Source organism: Streptomyces sp. NPDC096105 (genome assembly GCF_044763335.1).
Lineage (GTDB): Bacteria > Actinomycetota > Actinomycetes > Streptomycetales > Streptomycetaceae > Streptomyces.
The window spans coordinates 17,828-32,333 of record NZ_JBIWGC010000005.1; the positions used below are offsets into that span (position 1 = coordinate 17,828).

Annotated in this window: 13 protein-coding genes; 12 read left to right on the top strand and 1 reads right to left on the bottom strand. The window is 72.8% G+C overall.

All coding sequences use genetic code 11. The features are described from left to right. The first annotated feature begins 142 nt into the window (after window positions 1–142). The 12 genes from ACIQ8B_RS10080 (at window position 143) to ACIQ8B_RS10135 (ending at window position 13,817) form a co-directional block, all read left to right on the top strand. On the top strand, window positions 143–1,810 hold the full coding sequence (locus ACIQ8B_RS10080; RefSeq protein ID WP_106414906.1) for a CTP synthase: 1,668 nt from the start codon (window positions 143–145) through the stop codon (window positions 1,808–1,810). A 107-nt stretch (window positions 1,811–1,917) separates the two neighbouring features. Beyond that, complete coding sequence (locus ACIQ8B_RS10085) at window positions 1,918–2,544, top strand: NUDIX hydrolase (RefSeq protein WP_290008204.1); 627 nt, start codon at window positions 1,918–1,920, stop codon at window positions 2,542–2,544. A 215-nt stretch (window positions 2,545–2,759) separates the two neighbouring features. Beyond that, window positions 2,760–4,817: a tetratricopeptide repeat protein gene (locus tag ACIQ8B_RS10090; protein ID WP_403546406.1), complete on the top strand. Its 2,058-nt coding sequence runs from the start codon at window positions 2,760–2,762 to the stop codon at window positions 4,815–4,817. 136 nt (window positions 4,818–4,953) lie between these two features. Next, window positions 4,954–6,078 carry an alanine dehydrogenase gene (gene ald, locus ACIQ8B_RS10095; RefSeq protein ID WP_403546407.1) on the top strand — a complete coding sequence of 375 codons (1,125 nt, stop codon included), beginning with the start codon at window positions 4,954–4,956 and terminating at the stop codon, window positions 6,076–6,078. Window positions 6,079–6,491: 413 nt separating this feature from the next. Further along, a complete protein-coding gene (locus tag ACIQ8B_RS10100) occupies window positions 6,492–7,628 on the top strand; it encodes a ParA family protein (RefSeq protein ID WP_106414910.1) in 1,137 nt (378 codons plus the stop codon). Between the two features lie 41 nt (window positions 7,629–7,669). Further along, on the top strand, window positions 7,670–8,176 hold the full coding sequence (locus tag ACIQ8B_RS10105; RefSeq protein ID WP_403546408.1) for a hypothetical protein: 507 nt from the start codon (window positions 7,670–7,672) through the stop codon (window positions 8,174–8,176). 18 nt (window positions 8,177–8,194) lie between these two features. Then, the gene (locus ACIQ8B_RS10110) at window positions 8,195–9,457 is read left to right on the top strand and encodes a segregation/condensation protein A (protein WP_403546409.1); all 1,263 of its coding nucleotides are present in this window, start codon (window positions 8,195–8,197) and stop codon (window positions 9,455–9,457) included. Further along, window positions 9,454–10,107: an SMC-Scp complex subunit ScpB gene (gene scpB, locus ACIQ8B_RS10115; protein ID WP_290008216.1), complete on the top strand. Its 654-nt coding sequence runs from the start codon at window positions 9,454–9,456 to the stop codon at window positions 10,105–10,107. Before ACIQ8B_RS10110 ends, scpB begins: the two co-directional genes overlap by 4 nt. After that, window positions 10,107–11,222: a pseudouridine synthase gene (locus ACIQ8B_RS10120; RefSeq protein WP_290008217.1), complete on the top strand. Its 1,116-nt coding sequence runs from the start codon at window positions 10,107–10,109 to the stop codon at window positions 11,220–11,222. Before scpB ends, ACIQ8B_RS10120 begins: the two co-directional genes overlap by 1 nt. A gap of 101 nt (window positions 11,223–11,323) precedes the next feature. After that, window positions 11,324–12,043: an NUDIX domain-containing protein gene (locus ACIQ8B_RS10125; RefSeq protein WP_290008378.1), complete on the top strand. Its 720-nt coding sequence runs from the start codon at window positions 11,324–11,326 to the stop codon at window positions 12,041–12,043. Further along, window positions 12,040–13,068: an ADP-ribosylglycohydrolase family protein gene (locus ACIQ8B_RS10130; RefSeq protein ID WP_290008218.1), complete on the top strand. Its 1,029-nt coding sequence runs from the start codon at window positions 12,040–12,042 to the stop codon at window positions 13,066–13,068. Before ACIQ8B_RS10125 ends, ACIQ8B_RS10130 begins: the two co-directional genes overlap by 4 nt. Then, window positions 13,065–13,817, top strand: a complete 753-nt coding sequence (locus ACIQ8B_RS10135) for a DNA polymerase beta superfamily protein (protein WP_403546410.1) — start codon at window positions 13,065–13,067, stop codon at window positions 13,815–13,817. The genes ACIQ8B_RS10130 and ACIQ8B_RS10135 overlap by 4 nt, the downstream gene beginning before the upstream one ends. On the opposite strand, the gene ACIQ8B_RS10140 is transcribed toward ACIQ8B_RS10135, so the two are convergent. Further along, a complete protein-coding gene (locus ACIQ8B_RS10140; protein WP_403546411.1) occupies window positions 13,743–14,486 on the bottom strand; it encodes a DNA polymerase beta superfamily protein in 744 nt (247 codons plus the stop codon). The genes ACIQ8B_RS10135 and ACIQ8B_RS10140 overlap by 75 nt on opposite strands. Window positions 14,487–14,506: the final 20 nt, after the last annotated feature.

Sequence of the window (14,506 nt, forward strand, 5' to 3'; positions counted from 1 at the left end):
ATGCTGCGTGGCCTCCCGTGCGCGGAACGTGGCCGTGAGCCGTTCCCCCGCGGCGCTGATACGCTGGTAGCCCGTGGACCGGTGGGCGAGAAACCCCGGAACCGCACCCACAGACCGCGACCACGGGAGCCCCCTCTTGGCCATGCCGCCCGCTGCTTTCCGAAACAGCACAGCTTCGACGACCAAGCACATCTTCGTCACCGGGGGTGTCGCCTCCTCTCTCGGCAAGGGGCTGACCGCCTCCAGCCTCGGCATGCTGCTCAAGGCCCGCGGTCTGCGCGTCGTGATGCAGAAGCTCGACCCGTACCTCAACGTCGACCCGGGCACGATGAACCCCTTCCAGCACGGTGAGGTGTTCGTCACCAACGACGGCGCCGAGACCGACCTGGACATCGGCCACTACGAGCGCTTCCTCGACCGTGACCTCGACGGCTCCGCCAACGTCACCACGGGTCAGGTCTACTCCACGGTGATCGCCAAGGAGCGGCGCGGCGAGTACCTGGGGGACACCGTCCAGGTCATCCCGCACATCACCAACGAGATCAAGCACCGCATCCGGCGCATGGCGACCGACGAGGTCGACGTCGTGATCACGGAGGTCGGCGGCACGGTCGGCGACATCGAGTCGCTCCCGTTCCTGGAGACGGTCCGCCAGGTGCGGCACGAGGTCGGCCGCGACAACGTGTTCGTGGTCCACATCTCTCTCCTTCCCTACATCGGCCCCTCCGGTGAGCTGAAGACCAAGCCGACCCAGCACTCGGTGGCGGCGCTGCGCAACATCGGCATCCAGCCCGACGCGATCGTGCTGCGCTGCGACCGCGAGGTGCCCACCGCCATCAAGCGGAAGATCTCGCTGATGTGCGACGTCGACGAGGCCGCCGTGGTCGCCTGCCCCGACGCCCGCTCGATCTACGACATCCCGAAGACCGTGCACGGCGAGGGCCTGGACGCCTACGTGGTCCGCAAGCTGGACCTGCCCTTCCGCGACGTCGACTGGACCACCTGGGACGACCTGCTGGACCGGGTGCACAACCCCGACCACGAGATCACCCTGGCCCTGGTCGGCAAGTACATCGACCTGCCGGACGCCTACCTGTCGGTCACCGAGGCGCTGCGCGCCGGCGGTTTCGCCAACAAGGCCCGCGTCAAGATCAAGTGGGTCACGTCCGACGACTGCAAGACCCCGGCGGGCGCCCAGGCGCAGCTCGCCGATGTCGACGGCATCTGCATCCCCGGCGGCTTCGGCGACCGCGGCGTGCTCGGCAAGGTCGGCGCGATCAAGTACGCCCGCGAGAACCGGATCCCGCTGCTGGGCCTGTGCCTCGGCCTGCAGTGCATCGTGATCGAGGCCGCGCGGAACCTGGCGGACATCTCCGACGCCAACTCCACCGAGTTCGACCCGGCCACCGCCCACCCGGTGATCTCCACCATGGCGGAGCAGCTCGACATCGTCGCCGGCGAGGGCGACATGGGCGGCACCATGCGGCTCGGCATGTACCCGGCCAAGCTGGCCGAGGGGTCCATCGTCCGCGAGGTCTACGACGGCAAGGAGTACGTCGAGGAGCGCCACCGGCACCGCTACGAGGTGAACAACGCCTACCGCGCGGAGCTGGAGAAGAAGGCGGGCCTGGTGTTCTCCGGCACCTCGCCCGACGGCAAGCTCGTCGAGTACGTCGAGTACCCGCGTGACGTCCACCCCTACCTGGTCGCCACCCAGGCGCACCCGGAGCTGCGGTCGCGTCCGACCCGTCCGCACCCGCTCTTCGCGGGGCTGGTGAAGGCCGCGGTCGAGCGGAAGATCTCGAAGTAGCACGCCCGGTTGTACGGTTGCCGGGGTGCGGACCTTCGACGGCTCGCTCCCCGGCCGCGTCGTGGCGGGCAGGCCGGGTACCACCGCTTCGGTTCGGAAGGACAGGCATGACGATCAAGGACACCGCGGAGGAGTGGGAGATCCGCGGGACGCGGACTCCCTTCGTGGGCAAGAAGACCTCCGTGCGCACCGACGAGGTCGTCATGCCGGGGGGCGCCGTGGTCAGCCGCGACTACCAGGTCCATCCGGGGTCCGTGGCCGTCCTCGCCCTCGACGACGCGGACCGGGCCGTGGTGCTGCGCCAGTACCGGCACCCGGTGCGCCAGAAGCTGTGGGAGATCCCGGCCGGCCTGCTCGACGTCCCCGGTGAGAACCCGCTGCACGCCGCCCAGCGCGAGCTGTACGAGGAGGCGCACGTCAAGGCGGAGGACTGGCGGGTGCTGTCCGACGTCTACACCACGCCCGGCGGCTGCGACGAGGCCGTGCGGATCTTCCTGGCCCGGGGGCTGTCCGAGGCCGAGGGCGACCGCTTCACGGTGGAGGACGAGGAGGCCGACATGGAGCTGTCCCGGGTCCCCGTCGACGAGCTGGTGCGCGGGGTGCTCGCCGGTGACCTGCACAACAACTGCCTGGTGGTGGGCGTGCTGTCGCTGGTCGCCGCCCGCTCCGGCGACGGCCTGGACGCGCTGCGCCCGGCGGAGGCGCCGTGGCCGGCCCGGCCGTTCGAGGCGTGAGCCGGCGGCCGAAGCCGCCTGGGACGTGAAGCCCTCCGGCGTACGGGGCGCCCGTCAGGGGTGTGAATCCTACGATCTGTTGATCCGATCGAGGGAGTCCCGCCCACCGCGCCGCGCTCCTCACGGAACGTCGCAGAGCGTGAACTAGGCTCTGGAAAACGCCCGTACCGGAGATCCGGCGGGCCGGCGCGTGCGGTGGGACGGGAGTGTGGCCCGTGACGGATCAGGCAGTGGACCCGAACGGTGCGCGGCTCCCTCGGGACGCCCATCCGGACGGTCGATTCCTGGGCCGTACCAGGGAGTTGAAGGAACTGCGCGCCGACATCGAGCGCGCCGGGCTCGACACCCTCTCCGGCCGCAAGGCCCCCCGCGCCCGTGTGCTGCTCATCGCGGGACGGCCCGGAACCGGCCGGTCGGCGCTCGCCGAGGAACTCGTCCGCCAGGTCGCCGGCGCCTACCCCGACGGGGTGCTGCGCACCCGGCTGAGCGAGCCCGACGGCACGCCCGTGCCCGTCGGGTCCGCCGCCCGCGACCTGCTCGACGCGCTCGGCGAACCCGCCCCCGCCGGCGCCCCCGAGGACGAACTCGGCGAGGCGCTGCGCACCGCCCTCGCCGAGCGCCGCGCGGTGCTCCTGCTCGACGACGCCGCCGACGCCGAGCAGGTCGACGCCCTGCTCCCGGACAACCCCGACTGCCTGGCCGTCACCGTCTCCTCCGGCCCGCTCACCGGCATCGCCGACGTCCGCCCCTGCACCCTCGGCGGCCTCGACACCAAGTCCGGGGTGGAACTGCTGTCCCGGTTCACCGGATCCGTGCGCATCACCGTCGACCCCCGGGCCGCCGAGCGCCTCGCCGAGCAGTGCCAGGGCCAGCCGGCCGCGCTGGTGCTGGCCGGCGGATGGCTCGCCGCACGCCCCAAGGCCGCCGTCGCCGACCTCGCCCAGCAGCTGCACACGGACGCCGGCGCCGAACCCGTGACCGCCCGGCTGCTGCGGCTGGTGCACGACGCGCTGCCGCAGACCGCCGCCCGCACCCTGCGCCTGCTCGCCCTCGCCCCGGCCGGACTCGTCGACCCGCACACCGCCGCCGCGCTCACCGGATGCTCGGTGGAGGCCGCGCACACCACGCTCGACGACTTCGCCGCCCACGGCCTGCTGCACTCGGTGGGCTCCGCCCTGCCGCAGTACCGGGTGCCGGGCTGCCTCCACCGCGAGCTGCGCCGGCTCGCCGAGGACCACGAGCGGCCCGCCGAGCTCCGGCTCGCCCGCGCCCGCATGCTGGAGCGGACCGTGCGGCTGCTCCAGTCCTGCCGTGCGATCACCGAGACCGACAGCCCCGAGGCCCGCGCGAAGCTCCTCGCCCTGCCGCGCCCCCTGCGCTTCCCCACGCCCCGCGCCGCCGCCGACTGGCTGCGCCTGCGCCGGCCCGCCCTGCTGGCCGCCGCCCGGCTCGCGGTCGCCGACGGGGAGCTGGACACCCTGGCCCGGCGGCTCATGTCCCAGCTGGTGCGGGCCATGGTCGCCCACGTCGGCACCCGCGCCGCCGCGAGCGACCTCTACGACATCCACCACCTCGTCCTCGGCGTCGCCGAGCGCCGGAACCTGCCCCGCGAGCGGGCCGCCGCCCTGCTCAACCTCGGCGACCTCGACGCCCGGACCGGCCGCACCGCGAAGGCGCTGGCGCGTTACCGGGCCGCGCTGGACGCCGGACGCGAGGCGAACGACCCGTACGCCACCGGCCGGGCGATGGAATCCGTGGGCGGCGCGCACCTGGAGCTGGGGGACTACGACCGGGCGGCGGACTGGTTCGGCCGCGCCCTGGCCGAGCGGCTGGCCCGCGACGAGCGCTCCGAGGCGGCCCGGCTCTACGGCCGCATCGGCGCCGCCCACACCTACGCGGGCCGCTACGGCGAGGCGCTGCGCAACTGGCGCGCGGCCGTCGCCGGGCACCGGCGGGAGGGCGACGTGGCCGCGCAGGCGCGGGCACTGAGCGAACTGGGGCGGGTGCAGGAGTACGCGGGGCGGCCGGAGGAGTCGCTGCGCACCTGCCGGGAGGCCGTGGAGTGGGCGCGCCGGGCCGAGGACACCCGGCTGCAGGCCGCGCTGCACCTGCGGCTGGCCGACTCCTTCGCGCGTCTCGGCGACCCCGCGTCCGCCGCGCTGCACCGGAGCACGGCCGAGCGCATGCTGGCCGAGGAGGCCACGGAGGACGACTCCGAGCCGGAACACGGAGCTAACGCCTGCGAAATCCGCAGCACTTCCACTGAAGATTGATGCAATGGAAGGCTAGACAGCGGGAACACCTTCATTAGACTGGCTCTGCCGCACCATCTCCTGCGGTCTCTCCCGGTGTGCCCGTGTGTGCCCGGGTATGTGTAGTGACATCCCCGTACCCTCTGAGCCAAGGACCGTGATCCACGTGAAGGTCGGCATCCCCCGCGAGGTCAAGAACAACGAGTTCCGGGTGGCCATCACCCCCGCCGGTGTGCACGAGCTCGTGCGCCACGGCCACCAGGTCGTCATCGAGCGCGGCGCCGGCGCCGGCTCCTCGATCCCGGACGGCGAGTACATCGCCGCGGGCGGCCGGATCCTGGACACCGCCGACGAGGTCTGGGCCACAGCCGACCTGCTGCTCAAGGTCAAGGAGCCGGTCGCGGAGGAGTACCACCGCCTGCGCAAGGACCAGACCCTCTTCACCTACCTCCACCTGGCCGCGTCCAAGGAGTGCACGGACGCCCTGCTGGCGTCCGGCACCACCGCCATCGCCTACGAGACCGTCGAGCTGCCCAGCCGCGCGCTGCCGCTGCTCGCCCCGATGTCCGAGGTCGCGGGCCGGCTCTCCACCCAGGTCGGTGCCTACCACCTCATGCGCGCCCACGGCGGCCGCGGCGTGCTGCCCGGCGGCGTCCCCGGTGTGCTGGCCGGCCGCGCGGTCGTCATCGGCGCCGGCGTCTCCGGCTGGAACGCCACGCAGATAGCCGTCGGCATGGGTTTCCACGTGACCCTGCTCGACAAGGACATCAACAAGCTCAAGGAGGCCGACAAGGTCTTCGGCACGCGCGTCCAGACCGTCGTCTCCAACGCCTTCGAGCTGGAGAAGGCCTGCCTGGAGGCCGACCTCGTGATCGGCGCCGTGCTGGTCCCCGGCGCCAAGGCGCCGAAGCTGGTCACCAACGAGCTGGTCTCCCGGATGAAGGCCGGAAGTGTCCTTGTCGACATCGCGATCGACCAGGGCGGCTGCTTCGAGGACTCGCGCCCGACCACGCACGCCGAACCGACCTTCACGGTCCACGAGTCGGTCTTCTACTGCGTCGCCAACATGCCCGGTGCGGTGCCCAACACCTCGACCTACGCGCTCACCAACGCCACGCTGCCGTACATCGTCGAACTCGCCGACCGCGGCTGGGTGGAGGCGCTGCGCCGGGACCCGGCGCTCGCCAAGGGCCTCAACACCCATGACGGCAAGGTCGTTTACAAGGAGGTCGCCGAGGCGCACGGGCTGGAGCACGTGGAACTCGCCTCGCTGCTCGGCTGATCCGCACAGGGCGGTAAGTCGACCAAGTCACGGACCCGCAAAGGCGATACGTCAACTCGGGACGTCAACGCCTCGCACCAGGCCGGACCTTGCGCGCCAAGGTCCGGCCGGATGTGTGTATGGTCACGTCCTGGTTCGAGGGCAACTCGCCTCGAACGTAACCCTTCTACCGATTCGTACACCCATGAATCCTGCCGTGCGACGGCCGTACGCCCTTGACAGAGGGGTGTTCCAATGCCGACACATCGGGCCGGGTCCGGCGGATTGTGTTGCTGCGGACGGCCGACACGCCATAGAGTCGCCAACCGTCGGCATGGTGCCACGCTGACCTGTCTAGAAGTTTCCTGGTCACCAAGGAGGTAAGACGACTTGTGAATGAGTCGACATTTACTCCCGGGGGTGGTCAACCAGGAATGCCTGCGCCGGGCCAGGGGTCCGCGGGATTCGCTGCTGTCGGCTCCGTCGCTGTGCGCACCTTCGCAGCCCACCAGAGTCACGGAACTCCAGGAGTGACTCGCCCAGCACACCAGAGCATGGATGGCCATCACGTGAACGCCATGGCCGGCGACGGAAGTGGCGCGCCCCACAACCATTTCGCCGACTACGACGAACTGCCCGAGGGGCACTTCTACGACCCCGACGCCGAGTACGAGCCCGATCCGGAGTACGCGGCCACGCTCGCGCCCGACGCGGCACGCCAGCGCCGTGAGCGCATCGGCCCGACCGGGCGCCCGCTGCCGTACTTCCCGATCCCGGGCCCGCTGACCGACCACGGACCCGCGAAGATCATCGCGATGTGCAACCAGAAGGGCGGCGTCGGCAAGACCACGTCGACCATCAACCTGGGCGCCGCGCTCGCGGAGTACGGACGCCGGGTGCTGCTCGTCGACTTCGACCCGCAGGGCGCGCTGTCGGTCGGACTCGGCGTCAACCCGATGGAACTCGACCTCACCGTCTACAACCTGCTCATGGAGCGGGGCATGGCGGCCGACGAGGTGCTGCTGAAGACCGCGGTCCCCAACATGGACCTGCTGCCCAGCAACATCGACCTGTCGGCGGCCGAGGTCCAGCTGGTGAGCGAGGTCGCGCGCGAGTCGACGCTGCAGCGGGCGCTGAAGCCGCTGATGGACGACTACGACTACATCGTCATCGACTGCCAGCCCTCGCTGGGCCTGCTCACGGTCAACGCGCTCACCGCGGCGCACAAGGTGATCGTGCCGCTCGAGTGCGAGTTCTTCGCGCTGCGCGGTGTGGCCCTGCTGACCGAGACCATCGAGAAGGTGCAGGAGCGGCTCAACCCGGAGCTGGAGCTCGACGGCATCCTCGCCACCATGTACGACTCGCGCACGGTGCACAGCCGTGAGGTGCTCGCACGGGTGGTCGAGGCGTTCGACGACCACGTCTACCACACGGTCATCGGACGCACGGTCCGCTTCCCGGAGACCACGGTCGCCGGTGAGCCGATCACCACGTACGCGTCCAACTCCGTCGGCGCCGCCGCCTACCGTCAGCTCGCCAGGGAGGTGCTCGCCCGGTGTCACGCCGAGTGAGTCTGCCGGGGGCCGACGAACTCTTCCGTACGACAGGGGGGATGGCGCTGCAGGCGTCCACCCCCCGGCGCGCCGGGGGCGACGCCCGGGTCCCCGCTCCCGCGGGGGAGGGCGACGCGGCCGCGTCCGCCCACGAGGACGCGCCGCAGTCGGTGCCCGTGCAGGGCGGTGACGGCGAGGGCGCGGAGCACGCCGCGGCGGACGTGGAACCGGCCGGGGCCGGGGAGTCCCGCAGCCGGGGCGCCGCGGGCGCCGGACGGCGTGCGGCGGCGACGGCCGACGGTGCGGCCGCCGCGCCGCCGCGCAAGCGGGGACGGCCCGCGGCACGGAGGCCCAGCGGCCGCGAGCGGCACGACGAGAAGATCACCGTGTACGTGTCCGCGGAGGAGCTGATGGATCTGGAGCACGCCCGCCTCGTGCTGCGCGGCGAGCACGGTCTCGCCGTCGACCGCGGCCGGATCGTCCGCGAGGCGGTCGCCGTGGTCCTCGCGGACCTGGAGAGCCGCGGGGACGCCAGCATCCTCGTACGACGCCTGCGGGGACGGTAGCGGTAGCCTGCGGGGGCCATGACCTCGAACGACGCAGCCGCCCCCGCGCCCGGCGCCGGCCCGCCCCGCCGTCGGCCCCTGGGCCGCGGGGCCGCCGCCCGCGGCCCTGCGGCGGCCGGACGGTCGTCCGCGGACGCCGGCGCCTCCACCGCTGCGGTGGCCCCCGCTCCCGAGAACGCGGTCGCGCAGCCCGAGCCGGCCGCCGGGGAGGGCGCGCCCGCCGGTGAGCGGGGGGCGTCCGACGGCGTGGCCGCGGGGCACGGCGGCAGCGACACGCCGCTCACCGCGCCGCGTGCCGGGGCCGGTGAGCGGGGCACGGCCGCGCCGCTCCACGCCGGCGTGCGGCCGTCCGTGACGGCGCCCGCGCCGGTCGGGTCCACGGCAGGGCGGGACGCGCCTGCCGACGACGCCGGCGTGCCGGGCGGGGCGAGCTCGCCGGGCGGCGCGTCCGAGGGGGAGGGCGACGGCGGGGACGGGCGGTTCAAGGTTCGGCTGGCGAACTTCGAGGGGCCGTTCGACCTGCTGTTGCAGTTGATCGCCAAGCACAAGCTGGACGTCACCGAGGTCGCGTTGTCCAAGGTGACGGACGAGTTCATGGCGTACATCCGGGCGCTCGGGCCGGACTGGGACCTGGACGAGACGACCGAGTTCCTGGTCGTCGCGGCCACCCTGCTGGATCTGAAGGCGGCCCGGCTGCTCCCTGCCGCCGAGGTGGAGGACGAGGCCGACCTCGCCCTGCTGGAGGCCCGCGACCTGCTGTTCGCGCGGCTGCTGCAGTACCGCGCGTACAAGCAGGTCGCGGAGATCTTCAGCCGGCGGCTGGACGACGAGGCCCGCCGTTTCCCCCGTACCGTCGGGCTGGAGCCGCACCACGCGGAGCTGCTGCCGGACGTGGTCTTCAGCATCGGTCCCGAGGGCTTCGCCGAGCTCGCCGTCAGGGCCATGCAGCCCAGGCCCGAGCCGCAGGTGTACGTCGACCACATCCACGCCCCGCTGGTCAGCGTGCAGGAGCAGGCCGGGATCGTCGTCGCGCGGCTCAAGGAGCTGGGCGAGGCCGGTTTCCGGGCGCTCGTCGAGGACACCGACGACACCCTGACCGTCGTGGCCCGCTTCCTCGCCCTGCTGGAGCTGTACCGGGAGAAGGCCGTCGCCCTCGACCAGGAGAGCGCGCTGGGCGAGCTGACCGTCCGCTGGACCGGCGGCGACGGGGACGCCGTACCCGCGGTCACCGACGAGTTCGACCGGCCGCCCGAGCAGCCCCAGGAGGAGAGGACACCGTGAGCGAGGAGACGAGCGGGGCCCCGGCCGGGGCGCGCGCGGTGGCGGAGCTCGACCTGAAGCCGGCCCTGGAGGCCGTGCTGATGGTCGTGGACGAGCCCGCGACCGAGGAGCACCTGGCGAAGATCCTGGAACGCCCGAGGCGCCAGGTCGCCGACGCGCTGGCCGAGCTGGCCGACGAGTACACCGTCCAGGGCCGCGGCTTCGAGCTGCGCCGGGTCGCGGGCGGCTGGCGTTTCTACACCCGCCCCGAGTACGCCGCCGCCGTCGAGGGCTTCGTCCTGGACGGCCGGCAGGCCCGCCTCACCCAGGCCGCGCTGGAGACCCTCGCGGTCGTCGCGTACCGGCAGCCGGTCAGCCGCAGCAGGGTCTCCGCGGTGCGCGGGGTCAACTGCGACGGCGTGATGCGCACCCTCCTGCAGCGGGGTCTGATCGCGGAGGCGGGCACGGAACCCGAAACAGGTGCGATCCTGTACACGACGACGAACTACTTCCTGGAGCGGATGGGCCTGCGCGGTCTGGACGAGCTCCCGGAGCTCGCGCCCTTCCTCCCGGAGGCGGACGCGATCGAGGCCGAGACCCGGGAAGGGGTGCCGTCGTTCGATCCGGACGCCCCGGATTCCGAGGACGCAGACGACAAGACGGAACTTTGATGCGAAGCAGCAGCGGCAGGAACAGCAGCGGAAACAACGGCGGGAGCCGTGGTGGCAACAGCGGCGGCCGCGGCGGGAGTGGCGGTGGCCGCGGCAACCACCGCGGTGCCGGCGACAACCGCGACGACCGGCAGGGCGGTCGTCCGAAGAAGCCGCGCCCGGAGGAGCGGCGCTACGACGTGGGCCCCGGCGCCTCCCAGGAGGGACCCAAGTCGGGCCGCGGGCCCGGGGCGCGCGGCGGCGCCAAGGGCGGGCCGAAGAAGCCCCTGCAGCGGGGCCGCTCGGTCCCGGCGACGTCCCGCGAGTACGAGGCGCGGGCCGAGGAGCGCAACCGGGAGCGGTACGCGGGCAGGAAGGACGTCAAGCTGCCCAAGACCTTCCCGGGCGCCGAGCAGGAGGGCGAGCGGCTGCAGAAGGTGCTCGCCCGGGCGGGCTACGGCTCCCGGCGCGCCTGCGAGGAGCTGATCGACCAGGCGCGCGTCGAGGTCAACGGCGAGATCGTGCTGGAGCAGGGCAAGCGGGTCGACCCGGAGAAGGACGAGGTCAAGGTCGACGGCCTGACCGTGGCGACGCAGTCGTACCAGTTCTTCTCGCTGAACAAGCCCGCCGGGGTCGTCTCCACCATGGAGGACCCGGAAGGGCGGCAGTGCCTCGGCGACTACGTCACCAACCGCGAGACCCGGCTCTTCCACGTCGGGCGGCTCGACACCGAGACCGAGGGCGTGATCCTGCTCACCAACCACGGCGAGCTGGCGCACCGGCTGACCCACCCGAAGTACGGGGTGAAGAAGACCTATCTCGCGCACATCGTCGGGCCGATCCCGCGCGACCTGGGCAAGCGGCTCAAGGACGGCATCCAGCTCGAGGACGGCTACGCCCGCGCCGACCACTTCCGGGTGGTGGAGCAGACCGGCAAGAACTACCTCGTCGAGGTGACCCTGCACGAGGGCCGCAAGCACATCGTGCGCCGCATGCTCGCGGAGGCCGGCTTCCCGGTCGACAAGCTGGTGCGCACCGCGTTCGGTCCGATCACCCTGGGCGACCAGAAGTCGGGCTGGCTGCGGCGGCTGTCGAACACCGAGGTCGGGATGCTGATGCAGGAGGTCGACCTCTAGTCGGCCTCTGAGCCGCACGGTCCGCCCTGCGAGGGCTTGTGCTTCCACGTCCCCACCCCCTTTAATAGTCACACCGACTATTAAAGGGGGTGGGGGTCGTCGTGGACGGCTACGACAAGCACGCCTTCGAGCCCTTCGCCGTGACCGTCGACCTCGCCGTGTTCACGATCCGCGGGGGCGCCCTGCACGTCCTGCTCGTCGAGCGCGGCCAGGAGCCGTACGCGGGGCGCTGGGCGCTGCCCGGGGGCTTCCTGCGGCCCGACGAGTCCGCGGAGCGCGCCGCCCGGCGCGAGCTGGGCGAGGAGACCGGCCTGACGGACGTGACCGGACCGCACCTGGAGCAGCTGCGCACCTACAGCGAGCCGGACCGGGACCCCCGCATGCGCGTGGTGTCCGTCGCCTTCGCCGCGCTGCTGCCCGACGCCCCCGAGGCGCACGGCGGCGGCGACGCGGCCCAGGCCCGCTGGACGCCGTACGACACGGCACGGGACCTCGCCTTCGACCACGACCGGATCCTCGCCGACGCGCGGGACCGGATCGGCGCGAAGCTCGAGTACACCGGTCTCGCCACCGCGTTCTGCCCGCCGGAGTTCACCCTCGGGGAGCTCCAGCAGGTCTACGAGACCGTCTGGGGCACGACCCTGGACCGCCCCAACTTCCGGCGCAAGGTCCTCGCCACCCCCGGCTTCGTCGAGGCCGTCCCCGGCGCCGCGCGCCTCACCGGCGGCCGGGGCAAGCCCGCCGCGCTGTACCGCGCGGGCGCCGCCGCCGCCCTCCACCCGCCGCTGCTCCGGCCCACTCCGGAAGGACGTCCCGCATGACCACGACCACCGTCACCAAGCGCGCCGCGACCGGAGCGCTCACCGGACTCGCCCTCGGGGACGCCCTCGGCTTCCCCACCGAGTTCAAGGACGTCCCCTCGATCCTCGCCGCCCACGGCGACTGGCGTTCCCTGGAGCTGCCGAAGCCGGCGATCGTCACCGACGACACCCAGATGACGCTCGCCCTCGGGCGGGGCCTGCGCACCGCCATGGACCGCGGGACGCTCACCCCGGAGCGCCTGGAGCGGCCGGTGCGCGAGGAGTTCGTGGAGTGGTGGCGCTCCCCGGAGAACGACCGCGCCCCCGGCAACACCTGCCTGCGCGCCTGCCACCTGCTGTCGCGTGACGGACGGCCCTGGCAGGACGCCAGCCAGATCCACTCCAAGGGCTGCGGCGCCAACATGCGCGTCGCCCCCATCGGGCTGGCCCCCGGCCTCACCGACGAACAGCGCGCAGGCGCCGCCCAGTTGCAGTCCGCCCTCACCCACGGACACCCCACCGCGCTCGCCGCCTCCGACCTCACCGCGCACGCCGTACGGCTGCTCGCGGAGGGCGCCGAACCGACCGGCCTGATCGGGCTGCTCCGCTCCTACGCCTACGAGAACCGCACCCGCTACCACGAGTCCTGGCTCGGCGACCTGTGGACCCGCTCCCAGGACCCCTCCCCGGAGCACTTCATCGCCCGCGGCTGGGACGAGTGCCTGGAGATCCTGGGCCGCCTCCAGGAAGCCGTGCGGACCGTCTCCCCGGAGACCGACCCGTGCCGGGCCACCGGCGAGGGCTGGATCGCCGAGGAGGCCCTGGCGACCGGCCTGCTCTGCTTCCTCCTCTTCGTCGACGAGCCGGTGACGGCCCTGCGCCGCGCCGCCTGCACCGCCGGCGACTCCGACTCCCTCGCCTGCCTGGCGGGCGCCTTCGCCGGCGCGTACCTCGGCGTGGACGCCTGGCCCGCCGACTGGGCCGACCGCATCGAGTACCGCGACGAGCTGCTCTCCCTCGGCACGCTCTGGGACGCCGGCCGGTGACCGGCACCCTCGGTCCCGACCTGCGCCCGGTGATCGAGCAGCAGCCCGATCCGGTGCTGTTCGCCACGGTCTCCGGCGCGCATCTCTACGGCTTCCCCTCCCGCGACTCCGACGTGGACCTGCGCGGCGCCCACCTCCTCCCGGCCGCCGCCCTCGTCGGACTGCGGGAACCGGAGGAGACCCGGTCCCGGATGTGGGACCGCGACGGCGTCGAGATGGACCTCGTCACCCACGACCTGCGCAAGTTCGTCCGCCTGATGCTGCGCCGCAACGGCTACGTCCTCGAACAGCTGCTGTCCCCGCTGGTCGTGCACACCACCGGAGCCCACCGGGAGCTGACGGCGCTCGCACCCGGGGTGCTCACCAGCCACCACGCCCACCACTACCGGGGCTTCGCGAGCACCCAGTGGCGGCTGTTCGAGAAGAACGGCGAGCTGAAACCGCTGCTCCACACCTTCCGCGTGCTGCTCACCGGCATCCACCTCATGCGGGCCGGCGAGGTGCAGGCGCACCTGCCCACCCTCGCCGAGGAGGTGGCCGAGGCGCCCGCGTACCTCGCGGAGCTGGTCGCCGCCAAGGCGGAGCGGGAGCACGGGAGCGCCGGCGTCGACCGGGACCGCACGCGGGCCGACGTGGAGCGGCTGCACGGGGTGCTGGACGCCGCGCAGGCCGCGTCAGCCCTCCCCGGCGCCCCCAGCGGGCACGACGCCCTGCACGACCTCCTCGTGCGGGTACGCCTGGAGGGCTGAGGCGCGGCGGGTGCGGACGAGGAAGTCCTCCACCCGGCGGCGGTCCGGCTCCTCCGGAAGGGGGCTGTGCGCCGCCGCCCGCTCCGCCTCGGCGGTCAGGCGGTTCATACGGGCCTCCACCTCGGGCCAGGGCACCTCGCCGCGCTTCACCTCGAGCAGTTCCTCCCGGCGGTCGCCCACGTCAACCGTCAGGACGCCCGTGTGCAGCAGGTCGCGGGCGGTCATCAGGAGGCGGAGCAGGTGCATGGCGTGCTTCCAGCGCGGGGCGCCGTGGGTGCGGACGTCGGCGTCCAGTCTGCGGCGCTGGCCGTGGGCGTACCGGACGAACGTGTCGTGGACCGTGCGGGAGAGGAACGCGCCGCGCAGCGACAGCAGCTCGCGGCCGGTGGCGTCGGCGTGCTCCACCAGCGGGGAGTGCAGGCACTCCAGGATGTTCGGGTTGCCGCGCAGGGCCAGCTCGCAGAAGCGCTCCAGCTCCCAGCTGAACTGCTCCTCGGCCGGTCCCTCGACGTGCGGGGGCGGCTTCTCGAAACCCCAGAACAGGGGAGTGGGCGCGAGGAACACGCCCCGCCGGTCGGTGTCACTGTCCTCCGTGGCCAGACCGAAGGCACGGGAGCCCATGACACAGGCGTAGATCGTGTGGTCCGTGACCAGGCTCTCGGGGCGCATGCCCGGGAGCGTACGCGGCG

Bases quoted from the DNA above. Each gene is read 5' to 3' on its own strand.
- ACIQ8B_RS10110 (WP_403546409.1), top strand. From the start codon at position 8,195: ATGACCTCGAACGACGCAGCCGCCCCCGCGCCCGGCGCCGGCCCGCCC.
- ACIQ8B_RS10080 (WP_106414906.1), top strand. From the start codon at position 143: ATGCCGCCCGCTGCTTTCCGAAACAGCACAGCTTCGACGACCAAGCAC.
- ACIQ8B_RS10130 (WP_290008218.1), top strand. From the start codon at position 12,040: ATGACCACGACCACCGTCACCAAGCGCGCCGCGACCGGAGCGCTCACC.
- ACIQ8B_RS10100 (WP_106414910.1), top strand. From the start codon at position 6,492: ATGCCTGCGCCGGGCCAGGGGTCCGCGGGATTCGCTGCTGTCGGCTCC.
- ACIQ8B_RS10105 (WP_403546408.1), top strand. From the start codon at position 7,670: ATGGCGCTGCAGGCGTCCACCCCCCGGCGCGCCGGGGGCGACGCCCGG.
- ACIQ8B_RS10120 (WP_290008217.1), top strand. From the start codon at position 10,107: ATGCGAAGCAGCAGCGGCAGGAACAGCAGCGGAAACAACGGCGGGAGC.
- ACIQ8B_RS10085 (WP_290008204.1), top strand. From the start codon at position 1,918: ATGACGATCAAGGACACCGCGGAGGAGTGGGAGATCCGCGGGACGCGG.
- ACIQ8B_RS10140 (WP_403546411.1), bottom strand. From the start codon at position 14,486: ATGCGCCCCGAGAGCCTGGTCACGGACCACACGATCTACGCCTGTGTC.